Here is a 25,486-nt window from a genome sequence, read left to right on the forward strand (position 1 = left end):
GAGAGCTCGCATGTATGCACCGCCCGCCGATCGCACCAGCCCGTGGCTGGTCCAGCTCGCGCGCCTGCAGGCCGAGCGCAGCGGCACCCCGCAGACCCCCTTCGCCCTGGAACTCGCTGCCGTCCGCAACGAGGTGGCCCACTTCGCGGCGGCCCGTCCGGCGGCGCCGCGTGCCGCCGGCGGGCTGGTGCGGCGCAGCCGCCTGCAGTCGCTCGGTTGAGCAAACCTGCACTCAGCGGCAAGAACCCTGCACGAGTCATTCGTCGGATCCGTTCACATCCGCTTACGTTTCCCTTCCCTGAAGACGGGCTTCAGGCCTTATGTCCAGCTTGCCCATGTAACGCTGAGTCACCAATAATGTGACTCGGCTGCACATCGCAGTCACAGGGAGGACCTCATGCATTCCGCACCGGTCCCGAGCGACTCGCGGTACGAATCGCTCTCCCGGGTGTCGGCACAGATCGCCTGGATCACCGACGCACACGGTGAGTTCGCAGCGCCCCAACCGGCCTGGGCCGACTACACCGGCCAGTCCTGGGACGAGCACCGCGGGCTGGGCTGGCAGCGCGCGGTCCATCCCGACGACCTGCCCGCGATGCGGCGCAACTGGTCCGTCGCACAGGAACAGCGCGCGGTCTTCGGCGCCGAAGGGCGCATCTGGCATGCGCCCAGCGCGCAGTACCGGCACTTCGAGATCCGGGCGGTGCCCAGCCTGGGCGAAGACGGCCAGGTCCGCGAATGGATAGGCACGTGCACCGATGTGCACGAGCGGCGCAGCAACGAGCAGGCACTGCGCATCGCCGACCGGCGCAAGGACGAGTTCATGGCGGTGCTGGCCCATGAGCTGCGCAACCCGCTGGCGCCCATCCGCAACGCGGTCCACGTGCTCAAGGTCTGCCGCGAGGACAACGCCCGCTCGGCCTGGGCCCGCAACATCATCGAACGCCAGGTCGACCAGATGGCGCGCCTGCTGGACGACCTGCTCGACGTCACCCGGATCGCACGCGGCAAGCTGGAGGTCCGGCGCGAGCGGCTGGATCTCGCCGAACCGCTGGAGCGGGCCATCGAGACCAGCCGCCCCCAGCTCGACGCCCAGGGCCATGCGTTCGAAGTCGATGTGCCGCGCGGCACGCTCGTGGTGGAGGGTGACGCCCCGCGCCTGGCCCAGGTGTTCGCCAACCTGCTGAACAACGCGGCCAAGTACACCGACCGCGGCGGCCGGGTCCAGCTCAGCGCCCACGCCGAGGACGGGCAAGCCGTGGTGCGCGTGCGCGACAACGGCATCGGCATCGATCCGGCCGTGCTGCCCACCCTGTTCCGCATCTACACGCAGGCGGTGCCGGCCCGCGAACGCGCCCAGGGCGGCCTGGGGATCGGGTTGTCGCTGGTGCGCGGGCTGGTGGAGATGCAGGGTGGTTCGGTGGCCGCGTCCTCCGAAGGACTGGGCCGCGGCAGCGAGTTCGTGGTGCGGCTGCCGCTGGTGAGCCATGAAGCGGCACCGGTCCGCCGCAGCGCGCCGGTAGCCGAACCCCGGCGGCTGCGCGTGCTGGTCGCCGACGACAACCACGACGCCGCCCAGACCCTGGCCGTGCTGCTGGAGGTCATGGGCCACCAGGCCCGCATCGCCGCTGACGGCGAGGAAGCGGTGGAGCTGGCCGAGTCGTTCCGTCCCGATGCGGTGCTGCTGGACATCGGCATGCCGCGTCTGGACGGCTATGCGGCCGCGCAGCGCATCCGCGAGAAATGGCCCGGCACGCTGCTGGTGGCCGTCACGGGCTGGGGGCGCCGGGAAGACGTGCAGCAGGCCGTGGCGGCCGGGTTCGACCACCACCTGGTCAAGCCGGTCGGCCCCGAGCAGCTGGCCCGGCTGTTGTCAGGCGACGTGCGCAACCGCGCCGACGGGCCTCAGCCGGTGAAGTAGCGCCCCGGCCGGTGGTTCACGGCCAGCACGAGGTTGAGCACCACCACCGCCAGTACCGAGGCCAGCACGCGCGGCAGGTCGGCCACCAGCAGGCCACCGCCCAGCACGATGGCCGCATCCAGGCCCATCTGCACCTTGCCGGCGCTCCAGCCCCAGCGTTCCTGCAGGTAGAGCGCCAGCACGTTCAGCCCGCCCAGGCTGGCCCGGTGGCGGAACAGCACGAGGATGGCCACGCCGCACAGCAGGCCGCCCAGCACCGCCGCCACGATCGGCGCGATGCGGGTGATGGCCAGACCCTGCGGCAGCAGCCAGGCGAACAGCGCCATCAGGCCCACGGCCAACAGCGTCTTGAGGGTGAACTCGCGGCCCATGCGCAGGCAGGCCAGGCCGTAGAAGGGCGCATTCACCAGCAGCAGGGCGATGGGCAGCGGCACGGGCGAGGCGTAATGCAGCACCAGCGAGAGGCCGACGGTGCCGCCGGTCACCAGGCCGGCCTGCTGGAACAGCACCAGGCCGAGCGCCGCCAGCAGCGTCCCCGTCAGCAGGGCCAGCAGGTCCTCGGAAGCGGCGTGGCGGGCAGGGGCCGGAGCGGCCAGCGTGGCGGACGAAGGAGGCATGCCGCCGAAGCTAGCGGCCCGTGGGCCGCAGGGGATTGACGTGCGTCAGGGGCGCTCCGGCGCCGCGACCCTCATTGCGGCGGCAGGCCGCGCCGCGCGCGTCCGGTCGGCGGCAGCGGGACGGCGGCGGGCAGGGCGCCGGAAGCGGTCACTTCCGGCACGACTTCGTCGTCCGCCGGCGGGGTGGGGATGGCCTCGGTCCAGCGCTCCACGTCCTGGGGCGTCATGGTGCTCAGTGCGGTCAGCCGTCCGTCGACATAGCCCAGCCGCTGGATGTCGTGCAGGTACTGCTCGCGCGACAGCAGCGTGCCGGCGCAGACGTGTGCATCGTCCTGCGGCGGCTCGCCGGTCTCCTGCGCGAGCCGGGCCAGCAGCGTGTCCATCACCCAGCGCGGCACCCGGTGCCGCTCGCCGGGGTATACGAAGCCGAACAGCGTCAGGTGGGCCAGCAGCACGCGCCAGTGCGGGCCGAAGCGGCGCACCAGCCGTTCCCAGTCGAGCTGCTCGGCATTGGACTGCAGCAGGTGCGCGATGTCGGCGCCATCGAAGCGCTCGCGCTCCATGATGAAGGCCTTGGACAGCAGCGAGTCCTCGATGTTGGCGATCAGCACCGGCACGCCCAGCACCTGCGCCTGCGCATTGCCCTGGAACCACTGGTCGTCCACCGGCGTGACGCCGTTGCCCGAGTTGAAGATCAGGTCGATGAAGTCCTCGCCATCGCCGGCATACACCTTGGCCAGCCAGTGCGGGAAGGCCAGCTCGGTGCGCCAGCCCTGCGCGCGCATCAGCGCCTCGACCTGCGCGTAGTGCTCGCGGCGGATGAACAGGTCCAGGTCCTTGGTGGAACGCCGGATGCCGGTGAAGCAGGCATGCGCGAAGGCGCCGCCCACCAGGAACGGAATGCCGACATCGGACAGGGCCTGCAGCGCGCACCGGTAGAACGCCGCGGTGTCGGGCTGGACCTCATCCTCCAGCGAGGGGGCGAGCGCAAGGGCGGACATCCTGGGGTGGGCATGGCGATGAAGGGGATTCAGGCTAATCGCCAAAGCCCCTTCCGCCATCCGGGCAAGAGGCCCCAAGCAGCGTCGGCGTGCGCCTACAGGCCTCGGCGGCGGTTGGACATGGCTGTCGGCGCGGCGGCGCGGCAGCATCGGTGCACGGGCGGCGCCGTGCCGCGACAAGGACAAGAACCCGAATGCCCAAGACCCGGACGGCCCCGGCCAGCCGCGTGCGCTTCGCCGCCGTCGGCGACCTCCACGCCACCCGCGACTCCGCGGGCCACCTGCGCGGCTTCTTCGCCGAGGCCACCGAGAAGGCCGATGCGCTGCTGCTGTGCGGCGACCTCACCGACTACGGTACGGCCGAGGAAGCCCACGTGCTGGCCGACGAGCTGTCGACGGTGAAGGTGCCCATCGTCGCCGTCCTCGGCAACCACGACTACGAGTCCGGCATGCCGGAGAAGGTCTGCGAGATCCTCACCCGCGCCGGGGTGCGCGTGCTCGATGGCGAGGTCTGCGAGATCGAGGGCGTGGGCATCGCGGGAGCCAAGGGCTTTGCCGGCGGCTTCGGCCGCGGCTCGCTGGGCGCCTGGGGCGAACCGGCCATCAAGCTGTTCGTCAAGGAAGCGCAGAACGAGGCCATGAAGCTGGAGGCGGCGTTGGCCAAGCTGCGGATGCCGCGCAAGATCGCGCTGCTGCACTACTCGCCCATCGCCGGCACGATCGCCGGCGAGCCGCCGGAGATCTTTCCCTTCCTCGGCAGCAGCCGGCTGGAGGAGCCCCTGCTGCGCTATCCAGTGGACGCGGTCTTCCACGGGCATGCCCATCGCGGCACCCCGGAAGCACGCACCATCAACGGCGTGCCGGTGTTCAACGTCGCGCGCCCGCTGCTGCAGCGCACCCGGCCGGGGCAGGCACCGTTCCGGCTGTTCGAACTGCCCCGCCAGGCCGGCGACGCAGCCGACCAGCCGCTGATGCATGCCGCGGCCTGACACCCAGGAGAGCGAGATGAAGAAGGACAAGCAACCCCGCCGAGCCAGCAAGGACCTGCCGCTGGACCAGCTGCACCCCGCCAGCGACATGGGCAAGCGGGCCAAGGGCGGCGACAAGGTCAGCAACCGCGAACTGCCGCGCCGCATGAAGGGCAGCGAGCAGACCGGGGTGGCCGCGCAGGCGACGCGCGAGCCGTCGAAGAAGGGCAAGGGCGGGGCTTGACGCGGCTGCCGCGCGCGAGCGCCTCAGTGCGAGCGGGCGGCGCGGCGCTCCAGCCATTCCTGGCAGGACGCGCAGTGCGTGGTCGTGGGCAGGGCCGTGAGCCGGCGCGGGTCGATTTCGTCGCCGCACTCCTGGCAGAAGCCGTAGCTGCCGTCCTCCAGCCGGCCGCGCGCGGCCTGCAGCCGGTGCAGTTCGGCGACCACGTGCGCGGCCTGCGCCTCGTCCACCGTGGCCTGGACTTCCGCCACCGCCATGTCCTTGAAGTCGCCGACCTCGCGCTCGTCGGCCGGCTGGATCGCGCCCCAGGTGCAGGCGTCCAGCAGCGACCGCAGCTCCGCTTCGCGCCGGGCCAGCCGCTGGCGGACCTGGGAGGCTTGGACGGGATCGGTCAGCGTGGGCATGATGGCTCCTGGGCGGGGGTGCGATCCCATTTTGGGAAGACGACCCGATGGGCGCATTGACCTGTCTCAAGCCGCTGCTCGGCTTTGGACCCGCGTTGACACATGTCAAGCCATCCATCCCGCCCGCGCGCGAGCATTGCCCCATCCACCTGCAACAGTGAGGACCCACCCATGTTCAAGCACATCCTGCTGGCCACCGACGGCTCCGAAGCTTCCACCCGCGCCGTGCAACTCGCGGTGGGGCTCGCGCGCGAGCACGGAGCCCGCCTGACGGCGCTGTACGTGGTCGACCCCTATCCCTACCTCGGGGTCGGCGAAGCCAACCCGATGGGGTTCCAGGCCTACATGTCCGCCGCGCTGGAGCATGCGGCGCAGGCCCATGCGGCCGTGATCACGGCGGCCGACGCCGAACCCAAGGTCAACGTGGACCTGCGCCGGGTGGAGGACGTCGCGGCCGCCAAGGGCATCACCGAGAGTGCCCGCGAACTGGGCGCCGACCTGATCGTGGTGGGCTCGCACGGACGCTCCGGGCTGCAACGGCTGATGCTGGGCAGCGTGGCCGGCAAGGTGGTGGCGCAGGCCGAGGTTCCGGTGCTGGTGGCCCGCTGAGCGCCCCGCCGATACGATGGCCAGCATGAGCAAGCTCCCGGTTTCCGACGACCTGCTGCGGCGCTTCGACGTCCCCGGTCCGCGCTACACCTCCTATCCCACGGCCGACCGCTTCGTCGATGCCTTCACCGAGGCCGACTACCTGGCCGCACTGGCGCAGCGCGCAGCCAGCCCGCTGCCGCAGCCGCTGTCGGTCTACGTGCACATCCCGTTCTGCGAGCAGCTGTGCTACTACTGCGCCTGCAACAAGATCATCACCAAGCACAAGAACCGCTCGCCGGTCTACCTGGAGTACCTGCAGCGCGAACTGGACCTGCATGCGCTGCACCTGGGGCGGCGGCAGTCGGTGTCGCAGCTGCACCTGGGCGGCGGCACGCCCACCTTCCTGTCCGATGACGAACTGCGCCAGCTGATGGCGATGCTGCGGCGAGCGTTCGACATCGCGCCCGGCGGCGAGTACTCGATCGAGGTGGACCCGCGCACCGTCGATGCCTCGCGGCTGCAGGCGCTCGCCGAGATGGGTTTCAACCGGCTCTCGTTCGGCGTGCAGGACTTCGACCCCGAGGTGCAGAAGGCGGTGCACCGGGTGCAACCGGCCGAGCAGGTGTTCGCGCTGGTGGAGGCGTCGCGCCGCATCGGCTTCGAGTCGATCAACGTGGACCTGATCTACGGCCTGCCCAAGCAGACGCCGCAGTCCTTCGCCCGCACGCTGGCGCAGGTGTCCGAGCTGCGGCCCGACCGCATCGCCCTGTACGGCTATGCCCACCTGCCCGAGCGCTTCAAGCCGCAGCGCCGCATCAACAGCGACGAGATCCCGCTCGGCGGGGACAAGGTCGCCATGCTGTCGCAGGCGATCGGCGCGCTGCTGGAGACCGGCTACGACTACATCGGCATGGACCACTTCGCGCTGCCCGAGGACGCGCTGGCGGTGGCCAAGCGGCAGGGCCGGCTGCACCGCAACTTCCAGGGCTACAGCACCCAGCCCGATTGCGACCTGATCGCGCTGGGCGTGTCGGCCATCGGCCGGGTGGGCACCACCTACAGCCAGAACGCCAAGACGCTGGAGGAGTACTACGACCTGCTGGACCAGGGCCGGCTGCCGATCGTGCGCGGGCTTTCGCTGACGCGCGACGACCTGGTGCGGCGCGCCGTGATCATGGCGATCATGTGCCAGGGCCAGCTGCAGTTCGAGGACATCGAGGCCGGCTGGCTGCTGGACTTCCGCAGCTATTTCGCACCGGAGCTCGAGCGCCTGCAGTCGCTGGCCGCCGAGGGGCTGGTCACCGTGGACGAGAAGGGCATCGAAGTCACGCCCATCGGCTGGTACTTCGTGCGCGGCGTGGCCATGGTGTTCGACCGCTACCTGCACGCCAACGCCAACCGCTCGCGCTTCTCGCGCATCCTGTGAGGCAGCCGTGATCTCCGTCTCGCTGGCGGGCACGGCGCTGCTGATGGGCATAGCCGGCGCACCGCACTGTGCGGCCATGTGCGGCGCCGCCTGCGGTGGACTGTCCGGCGGCGCACGCCCGGCGCGCTCGCGCTGGCTGTTCCAGGGCGGCCGCCTGGCAGGCTACGCCGCGGCCGGTGCCGTCGCCGCCGGCGCCGTGCAGGCGTTCGGTTCGCTCACCCAGTACGCCGCCATGCTGCGACCGGCCTGGACCCTGTTCCACCTCGCCGTGCTGGCCTGGGCGCTGTCGCTGGTGGTGCTGGCGCGCCAGCCGGTGTGGGTGAGCAGCGCCGGGCGCACCGCGTGGACGCGCATCCGCCCCATGGCGCAGCGCAGCGGCGGCCTCTTCACCGCCGGCGCGCTGTGGATCTTCATGCCCTGCGGCCTGCTGTGGTCGGCGCTGCTGGTCGCCTCGCTCAGCGGCGGTCCGGTGCAGGGCGCGATCTCGATGGCGCTGTTCGGCGGCGCCAGTTCCACCGGCCTGCTGTTCGGGCCCTGGCTGTTCGCCAAGCTGAAGCAGGCCGGCAACCGCCTGCGCCAGGACTGGGGCACCCGCGCGGCCGGCGTGCTGCTGGCGGGTGCGGCGGGCTGGGCGCTGTGGATGGACCTGGCCGAGCGGATCGCGATCTGGTGCGCGTAACGCTCTCGGCCGCGCATCTCTTGCCACCCCGGCCTGATCGCGCCACTTCCGATCGATTCCTTTCCCGCGAACGTGGTGTCGCAGGCTACGTGCGCGGGCCGTTGAGCTCCCATTCTCATTAAAGTAAAGTCGGCTTGTGTTTAATAGCCGACTCGCTTATTCAAGCCAACCCGAGCGGAGCTTCCATGCGCCGTGATCGTACCGGTCGCCATGTCCGCAGCATCGCCGGCAGTGAATCGGTGGGTGCCTTCGTGCCCGCCCCACTGCCGCCCACTCCGGCGCTGCAACTGACCGGCGCCCGCCAGGCCCTGCTGGAGCGTGCCACCCTTGCCCTCGGCCGCCTCGACAGCGTGGCGCTGTTGTTGCCCGACCCTCAGCTGTTCCTCTACGCCTACGTCCGCCGCGAGGCCGTGCTGTCGTCGCAGATCGAGGGCACCCAGTCGTCGCTGTCGGACCTGCTGCTGTTCGAGCTGGACGAACTGCCTGGCGTGCCGTTCGACGACGTGGTGGAGGTCTCCAACTACGTGGCGGCGCTGGAGCACGGCATGGCGCGTCTGCGCGAGGGCTTTCCGCTGTGCAACCGGCTGCTGCGCGAAATGCACGAGCGCCTGATGGCGCGCGGGCGCGGCAGCGACAAGCTGCCCGGCGAGTTCCGCCGCAGCCAGAACTGGATCGGCGGTACCCGACCCGGCAACGCCCACTTCGTGCCACCACCGCCCTCGGAGGTGGACGCCTGCATGGCGGCGCTGGAGTCATTCCTGCATGCCGGCGAGGCGGGGAATGGTGCGACCGCCGGGGGCGAACTGCCGATACTGCTGAAGGCGGCGCTGGCGCACGTGCAGTTCGAGACCATCCACCCCTTCCTGGACGGCAATGGCCGCCTGGGGCGGCTGCTGATCGCCATGCTGCTGCACGACGGCGGGGTGTTGCGCCAGCCACTGCTGTACCTGAGCCTGTACTTCAAGCAGCACCGAGCTGTGTACTACGAACTGCTGGACCGGGTTCGTGCCGAAGGCGATTGGGAGGCCTGGGTCGACTTCTTCCTCGAAGGCGTGGAGCAGACGGCGCAGGGTGCGGTGGACACGGCGCGCCGGCTGGTGGACCTGTTTCACGAGGACGCGAAGCGCGCGCAGGCAGAGGCGGGGCGCAATGCGAGCTTGCTGCGCGTGTTGGATGCCCTGCGGCGCCGGCCCGTGTGCAGCCTGCGCCAGATCGCCGCCAGTGCCGGCATCAGTTTCCCGACGGCCAGCAAGGCGATGCTGGCGCTGGTGGAGATGGGGATTGCGCGGGAGTTGACGGGCCAGAGGAGGAATCGGGTGTTCGTGTACGACGCGTACCTGGGCGTGCTGAGCGAAGGCGGAGAAGCGTTGTGAAACCCGCGCATCGAGCGCTTTCCCTATCGGCTCATCTCACCCTCTGCACATCCAGCAGCGACACCGCCGGCGCGTCGTTGCCCCACGCACTGCGCACGTAGCTGGCGACCGCGGCCACCTCCGCATCGCTCAAAGCCTGTCCGAAAGGCTGCATGCCGAAGGGGCGCGGATGCCCCGGCGTGGTCGGCGGGAAGCCGCCGCTGAGGATGACCCGCACCAGGTTGGCACTCGACCCCATGGTCACCGTGCGGTGCCCGGCCAGCGCCGGGTAGGCGGCGCCGGCGCCTTCGCCCTGCTTGCCGTGGCACTGGGCGCAATGGTTGCCGTAGACGCGGGCCCCGAGTTCCAGCACCTCCCTGGGCGCGCGCGCGGGCTCGGGCGGATCGGGGTCGTGCCGCGGCACCTGCTTCAGGAAGGTCGCCATGGCGCGCAGGTCGGCATCGGACAAGAACTGCGTGCTGCTGAACACCACCTCCGCCATGGGGCCCATGGTCGCGCCACGCCGCGACATCCCGGTCTTGAGCAGTTGCACGATCTCGTCGATCGACCAGTGCTGCACCCCTGCTTCGGCCGGCGAGGCGAGCGAGGGCGCGTACCAGTTCTGCATCGGGATCAGCCCGCCACTGAGCTCGAGCCGGTCGTTGGTGGCGCCCAGGACGTTGCGCGGCGCATGGCAGGCCTGGCAGTGCGCCAGCCCGCGCACCAGGTAGGCGCCGCGGTTCCACTCCGCCGGTTTCGACGGGTCGGGCTCGAATTCCGCGGGCGAGAAGAACAGCGCGCGCCAGACCGCCAGGGCCGCCTGCTGGTCGTAGGGAAAGCGCAGGTCGTGTTCCCGGTTGCGTTGCCGCACCGCCGGCTGGCTCTGCAGGAAGGCATAGAGGGCGTCGGAATCCTCGCGCGTGACCCGCGTGAACTCGGTGTAGGGGAAGGCGGGATACAGCAGCCGGCCGTCCTTGGAACGCCCGTGGTGCATCGCGCGCCAGAACTCCGACGGCGACCAGTTGCCGATGCCGGTGGCCGCGTCCGGCGTGATGTTGCTGGCGTAGACGGTGCCGAAGGGCGTGGGGATGCCCTTGCCGCCGGCGAAGGGCGCGCCGCCGCGCTCGGTGTGGCAGGCCGCGCAGTTGCCGGCGCGCGCGAGGTAGGCGCCCCGCTCCAGCAGCGCCCCGGTGGCCGGACCCAGGGATGCTTCCGGCTCGAGGGGCGCTTCGCCCCGCACGTTCAGCCAGGCCACCGCGGCGGCCAGCACGAGCAGGAGCACCGCCAGCGCGGCCACGACTTTCGGCCAGCGCCGCCCGCGCCTCATCGCAAGCCGCTCCCGCAGTCCAGCGGCAGCTTGGGTGCCAGCGACCCCGCCGGCGCCGGCCCCGAGGTCACCGGCTGCGAGGACAGCCAGGCGGCCGCGGCGGTGACGTCCTCCAGCGACAGCCGGCGGGCGATTTCCGCCATGCAGTCCGGCGCCGCCGCGCGCCGCTCGCCGGTGCGCCAGGCACCGAACTGGGCCAGGATGTAGTCGCGGGGCAGGCCCAGCAAGCCCGGCATGGCGGGATTCACCCCGGTCATGGCGGTGCCGTGGCACTGCGAGCAGGCCGGGATGCCGCGCTGCGGGTCGCCCTGGCGCACCAGCTGCTCGCCGCGCGCCAGCAGTGCGGGCGGCGCCCCCGTGGTCTGCGGCGGCGGGTAGGGCAGGTCGAGCCCGGCGAAGTAGCCGGCGATCTCGTGCAGGTAGGCCTCCGACATGTGGTCGACCAGGTAGGTCATGGTCGAGTTGAGGCGCCGGCCTTCGCGGAAGTTGTTCAGCTGGTTGAAGAGGTAGCCGGCCGGCTTGCCCGCGATGCGAGGGAAGAAGCCGTGGTTGGTGGCGCGCCCTTCCTTGCCGTGGCAGACCACGCAGGCCTGCATGCGCTGCGCCATGTCGTCCGGCACGGTGAGCGCCGCGGTGGGCGCCGCGGCCAGCAGCGAACCGGACAGCGCGGCAGCCAGCAGGGCGGCACGGGCGCGAAGCGGTGGCTGCGGATTCGGCATGGGCAAGCCGGAATTCTGGTCGATCCTGCGCGTCAGGAAGCCAGCCCCGCGGCGCGCATGAACTGCTTCAGCAGCCAGGCTGCCAGGCCCAGCGCGAGCACGCCGGCGCTCCAGAGCGCCACCAGCCAGGCGAGACGGCGCCAGATCGAGGCACCCGGTGTTGCCTTCATCCGTGGTAGCCCTCGCCCGCGCGCACCTTGCCGCGGAACACCCAGTAACCCAGCGCCGTGTAGCCCAGGATCATCGGGATGATCAGCAGCGCGCCGACCAGCGTGAAGCCCAGGGCCTGCGGTGGCCCGGCCGCCTCCCAGATGGAGATGTCGGGCGGGATGACGTTCGGCCACAGGCTGATGCCCAGGCCGCTGTAGCCCAGGAAGACCAGCGCCAGCGTCAGCACGAAGGGCAGTGCATGCGTGCCGGGCGAGTGGAGCTCGCGTTGCAGGTACAGCGTGACCAGCACGACCAGCACCGGCACCGGCGCGAACCAGAACAGGTTGGGCAGGCTGAACCAGCGTTCGGCCACCGCCGGCTGCGACAGCGGTGTCCACAGGCTGACGGCGGCGATGAAGGCCAGCAGCACCCAGGCAAGGATGCGCGAGACCGCCCGCATGCGCCGGTGCAGGGGACCCTCGGTCTTGATCACCAGCCAGGTGCCGCCCAGCAGCGCGTAGGTGGCCACCAGGCCGAGGCCGACGAACAGCGGGAAGGGGGCCAGCCAGGCGAACGGCGAGCCGGCGTAGGCGCCGTCGCGCACCGGCACGCCCTCGAGGAAGCCGCCCAGCGTCACGCCCTGGAAGAAGGTCGCCGCATAGGAGCCGCCGGCGAAGGCGCGGTCCCAGATCCAGCGCCGGTGCTCCCGGGCCTTGAAGCGGAACTCGAAGGCGACGCCGCGGAACACCAGGCCGACCAGCATCAGCACCAGCGGCAGGTAGAAGGCGCTCAGCACCACGGCGTAGGCCAGCGGAAAGGCCACGAACAGCCCGGCCCCGCCCATCACCAGCCAGGTCTCGTTGCCGTCCCACACCGGCGCGACCGTGTTCATCATCACGTCGCGATCCTCCTTGGTGCGGAAGAACGGGAAGAGGATGCCGATGCCCAGGTCGAAGCCGTCCATGACGACGTACATCATCACGCTGAAGAGGATGATCACGGCCCAGACCAGCGGGAGGTCGATGCCCACGCCCATGTCAGGCTCCCGTGGCCGCCGAGGCGGGTGAATCGTCTTCGTCGTCCGATGCGCCGGACATCGGCCGCATGCCCTGCCGCATCCGCCCGGGCCCGCCTTCCCGCGAATGCAGCGACTCGTCCACCGCCGGGCCGCGGCGGATGATGCGCAGCAGGTAGAGGGTGCCTGCACCGAACACGAGCGCGTACACCAGCACGAACAGCGCGAGCGTGAAGCCCACCTGCGCGGCGCCGTGCGCCGACACGCCCTCGGCGGTGCGCATGACGCCGTAGATCAGCCAGGGCTGGCGTCCCACCTCGGTCGTGATCCAGCCGGCCAGGATCGCCAGCAGGCCGGCCGGTCCCATGGCGAGCGCGAACTTCAGGAAGGGACGGCTGGCATAGACGCGCCCGCCGCGGCGCAGCGCGTTGCCCCACAGCGCCAGCGCGATCATCAGCAGGCCCAGGCCCACCATGATCCGGAACGACCAGAACACGATCGGCGAGGGCGGCCGGTCCTCCTTCGGGAACTCCTTGAGGCCCGGAAACTGCCCGTCGAGCGAGTGCGTCAGGATCAGGCTGCCCAGGCGGGGGATCGCCACGGCGTAGCGCGTCGCCTCGGCCTCCATGTCCGGCAGGCCGAACAGGATCAGCGGGACGCCTTCGCCCGGCGTGTTCTCCCAGTGGCCCTCCATCGCCGCCAGCTTGGCCGGCTGGTGCTTGGCGGTGTTCAGCCCGTGCAGGTCGCCGACCACGGCCTGCACCGGCGCCGCGACCAGCGTCATCCACAGGGCCATCGACAGCATCAGCCGCACCGGCGGGTTGTCGCGACCGCGCAGCAGGTGCCAGGCCGCGCCGGCCGCGACCATCAGGGCCGTCGCCAGGAAGGCGGCCGCGACCATGTGCACGAGGCGGTACGGGAAAGAGGGATTGAAGATCACCCGCAGCCAGTCCACCGGCACCACCCGGCCGTCCAGGATCTCGTGGCCCTGCGGCGTCTGCATCCAGCTGTTGGAGGCCAGGATCCAGGTCGCCGACAGCAGCGTGCCCAGCGCCACCATCAGCGTGGCAAAGAAGTGCAGCCCGGGCCCGACCCGCTGCATGCCGAACAGCATCACGCCCAGGAAGCCCGCCTCGAGGAAGAACGCGGTCAGCACCTCGTAGGCCAGCAGCGGCCCGGTGACGCCGCCGGCGAAGCGCGAGAACTCGCTCCAGTTGGTGCCGAACTGGTAGGCCATGACCAGCCCCGAGACCACGCCCATGCCGAAGGCGACGGCGAAGGGCTTCAGCCAGAACTGGAACAGGTCGAGGTAGACGCGCTGCCCGGTCTTCAGCCAGATCGCCTCCAGTACCGCCAGGTAGCTGGCGAGGCCGATCGTCAGCGCCGGAAAGATGATGTGGAACGAGATCGTGAACGCGAACTGGATGCGCGCGAGCATCAGGGCGTCCAGGCCGTCCATGTGTGTCCTGTGTCGGGTCCTAGTAACCGGAGCCATGGACCCTAGCAGACCTGGCCCGGCTTGTGGCTGCCCGGCCGCGCATCTCCGGGCCCGTCCTACAGCGGCCCTGCACCCGCGTGCCCAGACTGGGGCCGGCGCGCCACCGCGCCAACCCGACGGGATGAAGGATGAGCAAGACCACCAGCGACCAGCTTCTCGAACGCCTGCACGAATGGGGCGTGCGCCGCGTGTTCGGCTACCCCGGCGACGGCATCAACGGACTGATGGGTGCCTTCGGCCGCATCGGCGATCGCCTGCAGTTCGTGCAGGCCCGGCATGAAGAGCTGGCCGCCTTCATGGCCTGCGCGCACGCCAAGTTCACCGGCGAGGTCGGTGTCTGCATGGCGACCTCCGGGCCCGGTGCGATCCACCTCCTCAACGGGCTGTACGACGCCAAGGCCGATCACCAGCCGGTGCTGGCCATCGTCGGCCAGGCGGCGCGCGCGGCCATGGGCGGCGACTACCAGCAGGAGGTGGACCTGCACGTGCTGTTCAAGGACGTGGCGCACGAGTACGTCCAGGTCGGCATGGTGCCCGAGCAGATCCGGCACCTGGTCGACCGGGCCATGCGCATCGCGCGCGACCGGCGCGCCGTCACCTGCATCATCCTGCCGCACGACCTGCAGGACCTGCCGGCGGTGGAGACGCCGCCGCGCGAGCACGGCACCGTGCACAGCGGCATCGGCATGACCGCCAAGCGCGTGGTCCCCGCCGAAGCCGACCTGCGCGCCGCCGCCGAGGTGCTGAATGCCGGCCGCAAGGTGGCGATGCTGGTGGGTGCCGGCGCGCTGCACGCGACCGACGAGGTCATCGAAGTGGCGGAGCGGCTCGGCGCCGGCGTTGCCAAGGCGCTGCTGGGCAAGGCCGTGCTGCCCGACGACCTGCCCTTCGTCACCGGTTCCATCGGCCTGCTGGGCACGCAGCCGAGCTGGCGGATGATGAGCGGCTGCGACACGCTGCTGATGGTGGGCTCGAGCTTCCCCTACTCCGAATACCTGCCGAAGGAAGGGCAGGCGCGCGGGGTGCAGGTCGACATCGACGGCCGCAAGCTGGGGCTGCGCTACCCGATGGAGATCAACCTGGTGGGCGACAGCCGCGAGACGCTGCGCGCGTTGATCCCGCTGCTGCAGCGCAAGACCGGGCGCGAGTGGCGCGAGGCCATCGAGGACGACGTGCGCAAGTGGTGGCAGGTGCTGGAAGCGCGCGCGAAGAACGCCGCGGAGCCGGTCAACCCGCAGCAGGTCTACTGGGAACTGTCGCCGCGCCTGCCCGACGACTGCATCCTGACCTGCGATTCCGGCAGCTCGGCCGCCTGGTTCGCGCGCGACCTGAAGATCCGGCGCGGGATGATGGCCTCGCTGTCGGGCGGGCTCGCCACCATGGGGCCGGCGGTGCCCTACGCGTTGGCCGCCAAGCTGGCATACCCGGACCGCACGGCGATCGCGCTGTCGGGCGACGGTGCGATGCAGATGATCGGCATCAACGGGCTGGTGACCGTCGCGCACCGCTGGCGGGACTGGGCCAACCCGCGGCTGCTCGTGCTGGTGCTGAACAACAGCGACCTCAACATGGTCACCTGGGAGCAGCGCGTGATGGCCGGCGATCCCAAGTTCGAGGCCTCGCAGGTGCTGCCGGCCTTCCCCTATGCCGACTACGCGCGTTCGCTGGGGCTGGAAGGCATCCGCGTGGACGATCCGGCCTCGGTAGCGCCGGCGCTGGACCAGGCGCTGGCGGCCGACCGCCCGGTGGTGCTGGAAGTCGTCACCGATCCCAACGTGCCGCCGCTGCCACCGCACGTGACGGCGAAGCAGGCCGGCGCCTATGTCCGTGCGCTGACGCAGCGCGACCCCGACGCGCTACGGACCGTGATCGCCACGGCCCGGGAGTGGTGGGACGGGCTGTTCCCCGGCAAGTCGCGGTAGGTCGCACATCCGCGGCCGTCAGCGGCCGACCGCCTTCTGCAACTGGGCCTTGCTCATCCTGGAGCGGCCCTCGACGCCCTTGCGCCGAGCTTCCTCGTACAGCTGCTCGCGCGTGCGCTCGCTGCTGCCACGCGACGCGGCCGGCTTGCTGCTCTTCCTGCTGGACGAGCCGCCCGAGCGGCCGGACGACTTGCTGCCGCGCGAGGAACTGCCCTTGGTCTCGCCGGCCTCGGCCCGCTCCTTGTTCACCGTGCGGGCGGCGATCTCCTCGGCACGCCGGCCCTGTCCGCGGGACTCGTAGCTTTCCTTGATGTGCTCGTACTGGCGCTCACGCTTGGGACTGGAACCTCGGGGCATGGTGCTCTCCTGGTGGTGGATAGGAACGGGTCCGGGTGGCGGGCGGCGGTGCGGGCAGGGGGCCGCGCGGCGGCTCGGGCTGCGGACCCAGCGGTGGCCGGGGTTGCGGTGGCGGCTGGCCCGGTGGAACGCCGGCCGCCAGCGGGCACGCGAAGCCGTGTCGCATCGTGCGCGTCGATACCCGCGCGTCAGAGCGACAGCAGCCGCTGGAAGAACGAGCGGTAGCCGCGCAGGGCCATGCGCATGTCTTCCGTGTCGGCCTGTCCGTCGCGGCCCAGGCTGGCTTCGAGGCGTGACCGCTGCTCGGCGAAGCTGCCGGCCAGGCGCTTCATGACCTGCGCCACCAGTTCGTCGGCCTGCTGCACCGCCTGCCGCGGGTCGTCCACGAACCCGATCTGCACCTGGTTCCAGCGCTCGCGGAACTCCGCGGCGATCTCCGGCGGGAACAGGGCCGCGAGTTGCTCCATGCCGTGCGCCTGCGGCTGCCCATGCGGCTGGCCGTGCATCGCCTGCGGCGCTTGCCCGTGCTGGACAGGCTCGCGCTCCGGCGCGTGGCGCTGCTCCATCTGCTGCGGCATGCCGGGGTCGCCCTGTTGCCGCAACTGCGGGTCGCGCCCGTGGGCCATGGCCTCCCCGGCCTGGCGCTCGCTCCAGGCGCGCTGGTCCTGCTGTCCGGCGCCGGCCACGAGGTCGGCGGTGCCCATGCGTTCGTGCGATTCGCGGTTCATGCGGAGGTCCTCATTTCAGGGTGGTGATGGCCCGCTTCGCGCGGACCCTGCGTCTGCAGCAGGTCGGCGAACAGGGCGCGGTAATGGATCACGGCCTGGCGCATGCCTTCGGTGTCGACTTCGCCGCTGCGTTCGCGTTCGGTCAGTTCATGGGCGGCGCGGTAGTGCTCCACCACGCCGGGGTGGTGCACCGAGATGTCGGCGGCGCGCCGCTCGAAGTCGTCGCCAGCCGGGTAGCCGCGCTTGTCCATCAGCTCGCGCACCAGCGCGTCGGCTTCGCCAAGCACGCCGCGCGGGCTGTCCACGAAGCGCGCCTGCAGCGCGCGCCAGGCCTGCGTAAAGCGGTGGGCGTCCTCCGGGCTGAGCGGAACGAGCTTGAACTGCTGCACCCGCTTGCGCCGGGCCAGCAATTCGGCTTCGGCCTTGTCGCGGCTGCCCATCGCACGGACGGCGCGGCCGTACTCGGGGCCGAAGTCGCGTTGCAGGCGGTGCGTGCGGGACTGGCGCTGCTGGAAGAAGAGGGCGACGGCGACCAGCGCCAGGATCACCAGCGCGAGGATCAGCAGGTCGGTTTCCATGGCAGGCTCCTTTCGTTGTGCATGGCGCCAAGCTATGCCCCGGAAACGTCGCGTGATGTCGGTCCGTGCCCACCGGAAGCTGCACCCGTGCTGATCCGGTGGTAGGACAGGTCCGGCCGGGCCGTGGCGCCGGCCGGGGAGGCTTCACGCGAGGTCAGCTTTCGCCGACATCCGCATCGTCCTGGTCGAGGGAGGAGCGGCTGCGCTGCTGGCGCTGGTCGGTCTGGCCCTTCTGGTGCTGCTGCTGTTGCTGTTGCCGCCCGGATTGGCCCTGGCCCTGGTCCTGCTGGCTGGAGGGGTTGCGGCCCATGTTGCCGCCCTGTTGCTGCTGGCCGGGCTGGTGGCGGCCGCCCTGTTCCTGCTGGCTGGATTGGTTGCGGCCCATGTTGCTGCCCGGGTTCCGGCTACCGCCCTGGTTCTGTTGTGCCATGTCGATCTCCTTGGAGGTTCGCAGCGGCGGGATTGCCGCTGGTAGAGGTCAACATACCGGTGCGGTTGCGTTGGGCCTGTGGGACGGCGCCCCCTGTGCTGTAGGCCCGCGCGCAGCGGCCCGCTCAGGCGTCGCGGCAGCTGCGGAAGCCGGCGAACACGTCGCTGCGATGGGGCTCGAAGAAGTTGCGATAGCGGGCATGGGCCAACGCCGGCGACGTGGCCGGGCAGGCGCCCCGCAACACGCGGCGCGTGCCGAACCACGGTGCCGAGTAGTCGCGATAGGGATGCGGCTGGAACCCGGCGTAGGGCTCGAACGGGCTGGCCGTCCACTCCCACACCTCGCCCCAGCGGAAGTCCGGCGCCGACAACGCCGCGCATTCCCACTCCGCCTCCGAGGGCAGGCGCCGTCCGGCCCAGCGGCACCAGGCCTCGGCCTCGAAAGCCGTCAGGTGCATGGCGGCGCGCGTGGGATCGACCGCCTGCCAGCGCCCGCCGCGCCGCCGCAGCCAGCGGCTGCCCTCGGACCGCCACGGCGCGGGTCGTTGCCGCAGCCAGTCGCGGCCCGGCGCCGACCACCATTCGGGCTGCTCGTAGCCGCCATCGGCGACGAAGGGCAGGAAGCGCGCCCAGCTCACCGCCCGCGCATCGATGCGGGTCGGCGAGAGGGTGGTGTCGTGGGCCGGCAGTTCGTTGTCGAACGCGAAACCGGGCCCGCCGGATCCCATGCGGAAACGCTGGCCCGCCAGTTCGATTTCTTCGTTCGTGGAAGGCGCCGGCTCGTCCTCCGCTTCCGCTGCAGGCGAGATGCCCAGCGTCTGCGCCATGTACAGCGCCGCCTCGGCGTGCATCGCCTCGTGCAACGCGACCAGCCGGAAGAAGTACAGCTCGTCGTGGCCGGCATCCGCGGGCAGCTCGTCCAGCCGGCGCAGCGTCCGCCAGAAGGTACGGGCCAGGTACTCGCGCGTGCCGTCGGCGTCCGGCAGCGGCAAGCTCCAGCGCGAAGCGTGGGCCACGCGGCTGGAGTCGTACCAGGCGTCCGCCTGCGGCAGCAGCGAGGGCTCGCGCGGGTGCGAGGTATCGCAGGCCGCGCCCCGGGCGCGTTGCCGGTTGCGGGCGATCCACCATTCCTGGAACCAGGCCACGTGGCCCAGCTCCCACAGCGGCGGATTGAGTTCGGCGGCATAGGGCACGCCGGGATAGGCCGTACCGAGCGCAGCGAGGGTGGCGTCGGCCAGCGCCAGCGTGCGGCGCCGCACCGCCAGCAAGGCGGCGCGGACTTCCCTGGTCGTCCCGCTGCGCAAGGCCAGCGCCTCGCGCGGACCGGTCGCGCTATAAAGCTGCGATGCCTGAGCCATCGCTCGTCATCGTAAGCCCGGCGCTCGCCGATGCGAACAACGGCAACTGGCGCACCGCCTCGCGCTGGGCGCAACTGCTGGCGCCCACGCACCGCGTGCGCATCGTCCGGCACTGGCCCGATGGCGACGATGCGGCCGGGGATGCCGCGATGCTGGCCCTGCACGCACGACGCTCGGCGGACGCCGTCGCCAACTGGGCGAAGGCCCATCCCGGACGCGGGCTGGCGGTGGTGCTCACCGGTACCGACCTGTACGAGGACATCCTGCACGACGGTCCGGCCCGGCACTCGCTGCAACGGGCGCAGCGCCTGGTGGTGCTGCAGGATCTGGGCGTGCAGGCCCTGCCGCCGCAGCACCGGCACAAGGCGCGGATCGTTTTCCAGTCGGCCCCGGCAGTGCCGCCCGCCGACAAGCCCCGGCAGCTCCTGCGCGCGCTGATGGTGGGGCACCTGCGCGCGGCGAAGGCGCCGCAGACGCTGTTCGAGGCGGCGCGGCGCTTGCGCGACCGGGACGACATCCGCATCGAGCACGTCGGCGCGGCGAGCGAGCCGGTGCTGGGCGAGCAGGCGCGCGCCACCGCCGAGGCGTGCCCGGGCTACGCCTGGCTGGGCGCGCTGCCGCACGAGGAGGTGCTGCGCCGCATCCGCGAGGCGCACGTGCTGGTCCACACCAGCGCGCTCGAAGGCGGCGCCAACGTGATCATCGAGGCGGTCCGCAGCGGCACACCGGTGCTGGCCTCGCGCGTGCCGGGCAACGTGGGGCTGCTGGGCGCCGGGTACGTGGGCTGTTTCCCGCCGGGCGACGCGGCCGCGCTCGCGCAGCTGCTGGTGGACTGCCGCGCAGGCCAGGCCGCCGCGGGCGGCTTGCTCGACCGGTTGCGTGTGCAATGCGCGGCACGTGCGCCCCTGTTCGATCCAGCTGCCGAGCGCGAGGCCCTGCTGCGCCTGCTGGCCGAGCTGGACCAGGGCTGAGCGCGCCCGCGGACCTACTTTTGCCGGGGTGATCGCAGGCCGCTGTCCGGCGCGCTCAGCCGGCCTTCGCGCAATTCGGCCACCGCCGCGGCCACCGCGCGTGCGACGTTGCGCACCTCCTCCTGCACGCCGGTGTCGGCGTCCAGCGCCTGGTGGCTGGTGGCGTAGGGCTCGTAGTAGCCGATGTAGCGGTCGAGCCGAGCCTGCGAACCGGCGTCGATGAGACCCATCCAGTCCAGCCAGTCGCACAGGGCGCGCCGAGTGCTCTCGATGCCGGCCACGTCGCCATGCACCACCACGCCATAGGTGCGCCCCGCCAGGTGCTTGGGATAGGGCCAGCCATCCAGTTCCACCTGCTTGGCCCGCTTCGGGTCCTTGCCCCCGGTCGCGGTCGGATCGGGATTGCCGCCGTCCGCGCAGACCAGCCGGTCCATCATCAGCTTCAGCGGGCTGGACATGGTGTACCAGTGGGTCGGCGTCACCAGCAGCACGCCGTGGGCGGCGGTCCACCGCTCGTAGATCTCCGCCATCCAGTCGTTCACCTGGTTCAGTTCATGGTTGGGGTAGCAGCTGCAGGGCCAGTGGCACAGGGGCATGGCGGTGGAGACGCAGCCCTTGCAGGGATGGATGTGGCGGTCGTAGTCGGAGGCCAGCCGGCTCAGGTCGAGCAGGTCGGTCTCCAGGCCCGCCGCGGACAGCGTCTCCTGCGCGATCCGCGCCAGCCGGAAGCTCTTGGACATCTCGCCGGGGCAGGTGCCGTCGTTGCGCGTGGCGCAGTTGATCAGCAGCACCCGCGAAGGCGTCGCGCGGTCGGCCCACTTCTGCTGCGCGGCCAGCAGCCGGTTGCGCGTCTCGTACCACTCCACCGACAGGTCGTAGTCGGGGTCCTTGAATTCGGGCCCCGCCTTGCGCGTGACCGGTGCCTTGCGCGCCTGGCAGTAGCCGTCCCAGGCGATCGCCTCCAGCCGGTCGATCGCCGCGTCCTCGGCACGGAAGGCCGGGTCGAAGAAGCGCGCCCGGAAGCGCTCGCGGAAGGCTTCGCGCGTATGCGCGGGTGGTGCCTGTCCGGTGCGGACGTCGATGGTCGCCATGGGGGTCTCCGGGGTCGGAAAGCCCCAGCGTAGGCCGGGCCGCGCGTTCGCAGGGCCCGCTGTAACAGCCGCGCTCAGGGCCGGTTGGGGCCAGCGGCGCGGCGCAGCGACTCAGGCGTCGCGCTGGATCAGCTCGATCTTGTAGCCGTCCGGGTCCGTCACGAACGCGATCACGGTGGAGCCGCCCTGGACCGGCCCCGGCTCGCGCGTGATGGTGCCGCCCGCCGCGCGGATCTTCTCGCAGGCTGCGTACGCGTCCGGCACACCCAGCGCGATGTGGCCGTAGGCCGTGCCCAGCTCGTAGCCGGACACGCCATGGTTGTAGGTCAGTTCGATCTCGGCGTGGTCCGGATTGCTGCCGTAGCCGACGAAGGCCAGCGAGTACTTCTGCTCGGGCCGCTCGGTGGTGCGCAGCAGCTTCATGTCGAGCACGCGGGTGTAGAAGTCGATGGAGCGCTGCAGGTCGCCGACGCGCAGCATGGTGTGGAGGAGTCGCATGGGGGGGATTATGCGAAGGGAGCTCCCGCGTTCAGCGGTGAGCAGATGCGCGCGCAAGCCGTCGAGTTGAGGCCGCGAGGAACGCTCTGCGGATGCCGAGCAAAGAAGGGAGGCGTCGCGAGGATGACGGCGTCAGCCCTTCGGCAGCTCGAACACCAGGCAGGTGGTCGTCCCGTGCGCGTACAGGGTTCCGTCCGGCCCGTACAGCCGGGCTTCGGCGGTGGCGAGCTGGCGGCCGGCGTGGATCACCTTGCCTTCGGCCCGGACGCGCGGCGCCTTGTTGCCGATCGCGCGCACCAGGTTGACGCTCAGCTCCGCCGTGGTGTAGCCGCGCCCCGGCGGCAGCCTGGTGTGCACGGCGCAGCCCAGGGCGGAGTCGAGCAGCGTCGCATACCAGCCGCCGTGGATGCCGCCCATGGGGTTGAGGTGCGCCGGACCGGGCGTGCCCTGGAACACGGCGCGGCCCTCGTCCGCCTCGATCAGCAGGAAGTCCAGCGTCCGGGCGATCGGCGGGTAGGGCAGGCGGCCGGCCAGCATGGCCTGCATCAGCTCCAGCCCGCTGAGGCCCGCCACCTGCTCGGGGCGGGCCACGCCGGCGCCGGGACCGGCCTCGAAGCGCGCGTTCTGCTCGCGCTCCTGCGCCAGCCAGTCTTCCAGGGAGTTGTGCTGTGTCATCGGGTGTCTTCCAGTCGGTTCCATCTTCACACTTGCATATGCAATCGTTGCAGCTACAATAAATCGCCATGGACACCGCTGTCAAGCCCCAGGGCTGCACCCACCTCAAGCTGCGCAAGCTGATGCGGCAGGTGGCGCAGCACTACGACGCCGAGCTCGGCAAGACCGGGCTGAAGACCACCCAGTACTCGCTGCTGTCGCACGTGTGCAAGCTGGGGCCGATGCGTCCGGTGGACCTCGCGCGGGCGATGAAGCTCACGCCCTCGACCCTGAGCCGCAACCTGCAGCCGCTGGTCGCTGCCGGCTGGCTGGTGGTGGAGGCGGGCGACGACGCGCGCAGCCGCCGCATCAGCGCCACCGATGCCGGCCGCGACAAGCGCCAGGAAGCGCAGCGCCGCTGGCGGGTGGCGCAGGAGCAACTCAATGCGCGGCTGGGCATCGAGCGGGTGCTCGCCCTGCACGCGCTGATCGCCGAATGCAGCGAGCGGCTGGCGCCGCCATCCACCGGAGACCACGAATGAGCGAGTCGAGGGCCCGCGCGGCCGTCTGGATCATCCTGCTGGCCGCGGCCGGGACCTTCGTGCTGACCATGGGCGTGCGCCAGACCATGGGGCTGTTCCTGTCGCCGCTGAACACCTCGACCGGACTGGGCCTGGGCAGCATCAGCCTGGCCTTCGCCTTCGGCCAGCTCTGGTGGGGCATCACCCAGCCCTTCGCCGGCGCCATCGCCGACCGAGTCGGCGCCGGACGGGTGCTGCTCGCCGGCGCGCTGATGGTGGCGGTGGGCACCTACATCACGCCCTGGATGACCAGCACCGCCGGCTTGCTGCTGGCCATCGGCTTGCTCGGTGCGGGTGGCGCCGGCATGGCCGGGCCGGCGGTGCTGATGGCGGCGGCCACGCGCATGATCCCCGCGCAGCGCGCGGGCATGGCCACCGGCATCATCAACGCGGGCGGCTCGACCGGGCAGTTCCTGCTGGCGCCGCTGGCGGCGGCACTGATGGTGGGCATCGGCTGGGTCGGTGCGATGCAGGCGATGGCGCTGCTGGTGCTGCTGTGCCTGCCGGCCGCGTGGGTGCTGCGCGGCCATCCGTCGCACGCGGGCGGCGCCGCCGCTCCCCGGCGCCTGGGCGCGCGCGAGGCGATCGGGCAGGCGCTGCGCGATCCCAGCTACCGGCTGCTGGCCGCGGGCTTCTTCGTCTGCGGTTTCCACGTGGCCTTCCTCGCCACCCACCTGCCGGGCGTGGTGGCCGCCTGCGGCCTGCCGACGCAATGGGCGGGCTGGTCGCTGGCGCTGCTGGGGCTGTTCAACATCGTGGGCAGCGTCGCCATGGGCTGGGCCGTCGGCCGCTGGCGCATGAAGTCGCTGCTGTCGCTGGTGTACGCGACCCGCGGGCTGGCGGTGCTGCTGTTCCTGCTGGCGCCCAAGACCGGCCCGGTCGTGCTGCTGTTCTCGGCGGTGATGGGCGTCACCTTCCTGTCGACCGTGCCGCCGACCGCCGGGCTGGTGGCCAAGTTCTTCGGGCCGGCGAACATGGCCACGCTGTTCGGGATGGTCATGCTCACGCACCAGATCGGCGGCTTCCTCGGCGCCTGGCTGGGCGGCGCCGTGTTCCAGGCCACCGGCAGCTACGACTGGGTCTGGTACGTGGACATCGTGCTGGCCGCGGGCGCCGCGCTCATCCACCTGCCCATCCGCGAGGCCCGGCTGGCGCGGCCGTCCGCCGCGGCGGCCTGATCGCCATCGCGAACGAATCGCGTCGCGCGCAACCCGGCCAGTTCGCCGGATGAGTCCCGCCGGTGTCATGGGAATCTTGTCCTACGCGGTTTGGCTCGACTGTCCGATGCGCCGCGCGCTCAGCTGCGGTCAACTGGGAAGCCCCTTTGCGCCTGCGAAGGGCCGATCCAGGAAGAGGGCTCCATGCGCATCAAGCTGTCGTTCGCGCTCGTTCCACCGCTGGCGGGTCTCCTGCTCGGGGCCTGCGGGGGCGGCGGAGGCGGGGGGGACGGAGGCGGCGATGCGAGTGCCGTGGGCCTGTCCAACACGGCCGAGGGCTTCTGGAGCGGCAGCACCTCGGACGGCCTCTCGATCTCGCTGCTGATCCTGGAGAACGGGCAGACCTGGGGCTTCTACCGCGCCGGCGCCAACGTGCGCGGACTGGTGCAGGGCGAGACGACGGGCTCCGGCAGCCGGTTCAGTTCCGCCTTCATCGACTTCAACGCCGATGCCAACCTGCGCGAGCCCGGCACCGCCGAAGGCTCGCTGGTGCCCCGGTCCAGCGTCGATGCCGTGCTGGGCAACGGCCAGCGGCTGGCCCTGTCGTACGTGGCCGACTACGACCGGCCCGCCTCCGCCGCCGACGTGGTCGGCACCTGGTGGATCGAGGGACGTACGCTGTTCGCGGACTTCAGCTTCCCGGCGCTGGTGGTGGATGCCACGGGGACCCTGAGCGCGCAGGACAGCGGCTGTTCCATCAGCGGCCGCATCGTGCCGCGCGGCACGGGCAAGAACGTGTTCAACCTGAGCGCCACCTTCACCGGCACCAGCTGCGCCCTGGGCAACGGGGCCAGCACCAGCGGCGTGGCGTACGTCGACACCACGTCCAGCCCGTTCCAGGCCGTGGGCATGGCGCTGCGCAGCGACGGCGAGAACGGGTTCGTCATCACCGGCGTCAAGCAGGCCGGCGCCCCTACGGCCGCGCCCACACCAGCGCCCACCGCAGCACCGACGCCGGCGCCCACGGCGGCACCGACGCCGGCGCCTACGCCCGCACCCACAGCGGCACCCACGCCCGCGCCGACCCCGGCGCCCACGCCAGCCCCGACGCCAGCCCCGACGCCAGCACCGACACCGGCGCCCACTCCAGCGCCGACGCCTGCACCGACACCGGCGCCGACACCCGCACCGACACCGGCACCCACGCCAGCCCCGACCCCCGCGCCCACGGCGGCACCCACGCCGGCGCCCAC

At 71.4% G+C, this 25,486-nt stretch carries 29 protein-coding genes; 13 read left to right on the top strand and 16 right to left on the bottom strand.

All coding sequences use genetic code 11. The features are described from left to right. The first annotated feature begins 10 nt into the window (after positions 1-10). Together VEC03_RS07305 and VEC03_RS07310 are read left to right on the top strand one after the other, a co-directional pair. Complete coding sequence (locus VEC03_RS07305; protein ID WP_324914021.1) at positions 11-220, top strand: hypothetical protein; 210 nt, start codon at positions 11-13, stop codon at positions 218-220. A gap of 177 nt (positions 221-397) precedes the next feature. Then, complete coding sequence (locus VEC03_RS07310) at positions 398-1,921, top strand: hybrid sensor histidine kinase/response regulator (protein ID WP_324914023.1); 1,524 nt, start codon at positions 398-400, stop codon at positions 1,919-1,921. Here the strand turns inward: VEC03_RS07310 and VEC03_RS07315 are convergent. Further along, a complete protein-coding gene (locus tag VEC03_RS07315; RefSeq protein WP_324914025.1) occupies positions 1,906-2,538 on the bottom strand; it encodes a YitT family protein in 633 nt (210 codons plus the stop codon). The two genes, VEC03_RS07310 and VEC03_RS07315, sit on opposite strands and share 16 nt — an antisense overlap. 71 nt (positions 2,539-2,609) lie before the next feature. Continuing rightward, a complete protein-coding gene (locus VEC03_RS07320; RefSeq protein ID WP_324914026.1) occupies positions 2,610-3,539 on the bottom strand; it encodes a nucleotidyltransferase in 930 nt (309 codons plus the stop codon). A gap of 194 nt (positions 3,540-3,733) precedes the next feature. On the opposite strand from VEC03_RS07320, the gene VEC03_RS07325 reads away from it, so the two are divergent. Then, complete coding sequence (locus VEC03_RS07325) at positions 3,734-4,528, top strand: metallophosphoesterase family protein (protein ID WP_324914028.1); 795 nt, start codon at positions 3,734-3,736, stop codon at positions 4,526-4,528. A 16-nt stretch (positions 4,529-4,544) separates the two neighbouring features. Beyond that, positions 4,545-4,751: a hypothetical protein gene (locus tag VEC03_RS07330; RefSeq protein ID WP_324914029.1), complete on the top strand. Its 207-nt coding sequence runs from the start codon at positions 4,545-4,547 to the stop codon at positions 4,749-4,751. Between the two features lie 23 nt (positions 4,752-4,774). Here the strand turns inward: VEC03_RS07330 and VEC03_RS07335 are convergent, their stop codons facing one another. Continuing rightward, positions 4,775-5,152, bottom strand: a complete 378-nt coding sequence (locus tag VEC03_RS07335; protein ID WP_324914030.1) for a TraR/DksA family transcriptional regulator — start codon at positions 5,150-5,152, stop codon at positions 4,775-4,777. 171 nt (positions 5,153-5,323) lie between these two features. Between VEC03_RS07335 and VEC03_RS07340 the strand changes: the two genes are divergently transcribed. The 4 genes from VEC03_RS07340 (at position 5,324) to VEC03_RS07355 (ending at position 9,221) form a co-directional block, all read left to right on the top strand. Then, positions 5,324-5,761, top strand: a complete 438-nt coding sequence (locus VEC03_RS07340) for a universal stress protein (protein ID WP_324914032.1) — start codon at positions 5,324-5,326, stop codon at positions 5,759-5,761. A 25-nt stretch (positions 5,762-5,786) separates the two neighbouring features. Then, entirely contained in the window at positions 5,787-7,169 is a 1,383-nt protein-coding gene (gene hemN / locus VEC03_RS07345; RefSeq protein ID WP_324914033.1) for an oxygen-independent coproporphyrinogen III oxidase, read from the top strand. 7 nt (positions 7,170-7,176) lie between these two features. After that, the gene (locus VEC03_RS07350; protein WP_324914035.1) at positions 7,177-7,848 is read left to right on the top strand and encodes a sulfite exporter TauE/SafE family protein; all 672 of its coding nucleotides are present in this window, start codon (positions 7,177-7,179) and stop codon (positions 7,846-7,848) included. Positions 7,849-8,033: 185 nt separating this feature from the next. After that, positions 8,034-9,221: a Fic family protein gene (locus VEC03_RS07355; RefSeq protein WP_324914037.1), complete on the top strand. Its 1,188-nt coding sequence runs from the start codon at positions 8,034-8,036 to the stop codon at positions 9,219-9,221. Between the two features lie 31 nt (positions 9,222-9,252). On the opposite strand, the gene VEC03_RS07360 is transcribed toward VEC03_RS07355, so the two are convergent. The 5 genes from VEC03_RS07360 to VEC03_RS07380 are packed head-to-tail and all read right to left on the bottom strand — an operon-like array spanning position 9,253 to position 13,870. After that, positions 9,253-10,527 (bottom strand): cytochrome c, encoded by a 1,275-nt coding sequence (locus tag VEC03_RS07360; RefSeq protein WP_324914038.1) that lies wholly within the window; start codon positions 10,525-10,527, stop codon positions 9,253-9,255. Then, positions 10,524-11,246 carry a cytochrome c4 gene (locus VEC03_RS07365; protein WP_324914040.1) on the bottom strand — a complete coding sequence of 241 codons (723 nt, stop codon included), beginning with the start codon at positions 11,244-11,246 and terminating at the stop codon, positions 10,524-10,526. Before VEC03_RS07365 ends, VEC03_RS07360 begins: the two co-directional genes overlap by 4 nt. Positions 11,247-11,278: 32 nt before the next feature. Next, positions 11,279-11,416, bottom strand: coding sequence for a DUF2474 family protein (locus VEC03_RS07370; protein WP_324914041.1), 138 nt, complete (start codon positions 11,414-11,416; stop codon positions 11,279-11,281). Next, a complete protein-coding gene (gene cydB / locus VEC03_RS07375) occupies positions 11,413-12,426 on the bottom strand; it encodes a cytochrome d ubiquinol oxidase subunit II (protein WP_324914065.1) in 1,014 nt (337 codons plus the stop codon). Before cydB ends, VEC03_RS07370 begins: the two co-directional genes overlap by 4 nt. 7 nt (positions 12,427-12,433) lie before the next feature. Then, entirely contained in the window at positions 12,434-13,870 is a 1,437-nt protein-coding gene (locus tag VEC03_RS07380; protein WP_324914043.1) for a cytochrome ubiquinol oxidase subunit I, read from the bottom strand. A gap of 167 nt (positions 13,871-14,037) precedes the next feature. On the opposite strand from VEC03_RS07380, the gene VEC03_RS07385 reads away from it, so the two are divergent. After that, positions 14,038-15,831 carry a thiamine pyrophosphate-requiring protein gene (locus tag VEC03_RS07385; RefSeq protein ID WP_324914044.1) on the top strand — a complete coding sequence of 598 codons (1,794 nt, stop codon included), beginning with the start codon at positions 14,038-14,040 and terminating at the stop codon, positions 15,829-15,831. An 18-nt stretch (positions 15,832-15,849) separates the two neighbouring features. On the opposite strand, the gene VEC03_RS07390 is transcribed toward VEC03_RS07385, so the two are convergent. From VEC03_RS07390 to senA, 5 genes are all read right to left on the bottom strand, one after another. After that, on the bottom strand, positions 15,850-16,188 hold the full coding sequence (locus tag VEC03_RS07390; protein WP_324914046.1) for a plasmid stabilization protein: 339 nt from the start codon (positions 16,186-16,188) through the stop codon (positions 15,850-15,852). Between the two features lie 188 nt (positions 16,189-16,376). Then, complete coding sequence (locus VEC03_RS07395) at positions 16,377-16,916, bottom strand: hypothetical protein (RefSeq protein WP_324914047.1); 540 nt, start codon at positions 16,914-16,916, stop codon at positions 16,377-16,379. After that, positions 16,913-17,494 (bottom strand): hypothetical protein, encoded by a 582-nt coding sequence (locus VEC03_RS07400; RefSeq protein ID WP_324914048.1) that lies wholly within the window; start codon positions 17,492-17,494, stop codon positions 16,913-16,915. The genes VEC03_RS07395 and VEC03_RS07400 overlap by 4 nt, the downstream gene beginning before the upstream one ends. A gap of 154 nt (positions 17,495-17,648) precedes the next feature. Further along, on the bottom strand, positions 17,649-17,924 hold the full coding sequence (locus VEC03_RS07405; protein WP_324914050.1) for a hypothetical protein: 276 nt from the start codon (positions 17,922-17,924) through the stop codon (positions 17,649-17,651). A gap of 124 nt (positions 17,925-18,048) precedes the next feature. Then, positions 18,049-19,281: a selenoneine synthase SenA gene (gene senA, locus VEC03_RS07410; RefSeq protein ID WP_324914051.1), complete on the bottom strand. Its 1,233-nt coding sequence runs from the start codon at positions 19,279-19,281 to the stop codon at positions 18,049-18,051. On the opposite strand from senA, the gene senB reads away from it, so the two are divergent. Further along, on the top strand, positions 19,269-20,252 hold the full coding sequence (gene senB, locus VEC03_RS07415; RefSeq protein WP_324914053.1) for a selenoneine biosynthesis selenosugar synthase SenB: 984 nt from the start codon (positions 19,269-19,271) through the stop codon (positions 20,250-20,252). The two genes, senA and senB, sit on opposite strands and share 13 nt — an antisense overlap. A gap of 14 nt (positions 20,253-20,266) precedes the next feature. Here the strand turns inward: senB and VEC03_RS07420 are convergent, their stop codons facing one another. The 3 genes from VEC03_RS07420 to VEC03_RS07430 all read right to left on the bottom strand — a co-directional run bounded on the left by VEC03_RS07420 (position 20,267) and on the right by VEC03_RS07430 (position 22,516). Continuing rightward, the gene (locus tag VEC03_RS07420; protein ID WP_324914054.1) at positions 20,267-21,343 is read right to left on the bottom strand and encodes a flavodoxin family protein; all 1,077 of its coding nucleotides are present in this window, start codon (positions 21,341-21,343) and stop codon (positions 20,267-20,269) included. A gap of 111 nt (positions 21,344-21,454) precedes the next feature. After that, positions 21,455-21,841 carry a lactoylglutathione lyase gene (gene gloA, locus VEC03_RS07425; RefSeq protein WP_324914055.1) on the bottom strand — a complete coding sequence of 129 codons (387 nt, stop codon included), beginning with the start codon at positions 21,839-21,841 and terminating at the stop codon, positions 21,455-21,457. Positions 21,842-21,973: 132 nt separating this feature from the next. Further along, positions 21,974-22,516: a PaaI family thioesterase gene (locus VEC03_RS07430; protein ID WP_324914057.1), complete on the bottom strand. Its 543-nt coding sequence runs from the start codon at positions 22,514-22,516 to the stop codon at positions 21,974-21,976. Between the two features lie 68 nt (positions 22,517-22,584). Here VEC03_RS07430 and VEC03_RS07435 point away from each other — a divergent pair, with 68 nt between their 5' ends. From VEC03_RS07435 to VEC03_RS07445, 3 genes are all read left to right on the top strand, one after another. After that, positions 22,585-23,037: a MarR family winged helix-turn-helix transcriptional regulator gene (locus VEC03_RS07435; RefSeq protein WP_324914059.1), complete on the top strand. Its 453-nt coding sequence runs from the start codon at positions 22,585-22,587 to the stop codon at positions 23,035-23,037. Further along, the gene (locus tag VEC03_RS07440; protein ID WP_324914061.1) at positions 23,034-24,254 is read left to right on the top strand and encodes an MFS transporter; all 1,221 of its coding nucleotides are present in this window, start codon (positions 23,034-23,036) and stop codon (positions 24,252-24,254) included. Before VEC03_RS07435 ends, VEC03_RS07440 begins: the two co-directional genes overlap by 4 nt. Before the next feature lie 183 nt (positions 24,255-24,437). After that, a partial coding sequence (locus tag VEC03_RS07445; RefSeq protein WP_324914063.1) for a hypothetical protein occupies positions 24,438-25,486 on the top strand: 1,049 nt, incomplete at its 3' end.

This window comes from Ramlibacter sp., from assembly GCF_035627355.1.
Taxonomy (GTDB): Bacteria; Pseudomonadota; Gammaproteobacteria; order Burkholderiales; family Burkholderiaceae_C; genus Ramlibacter.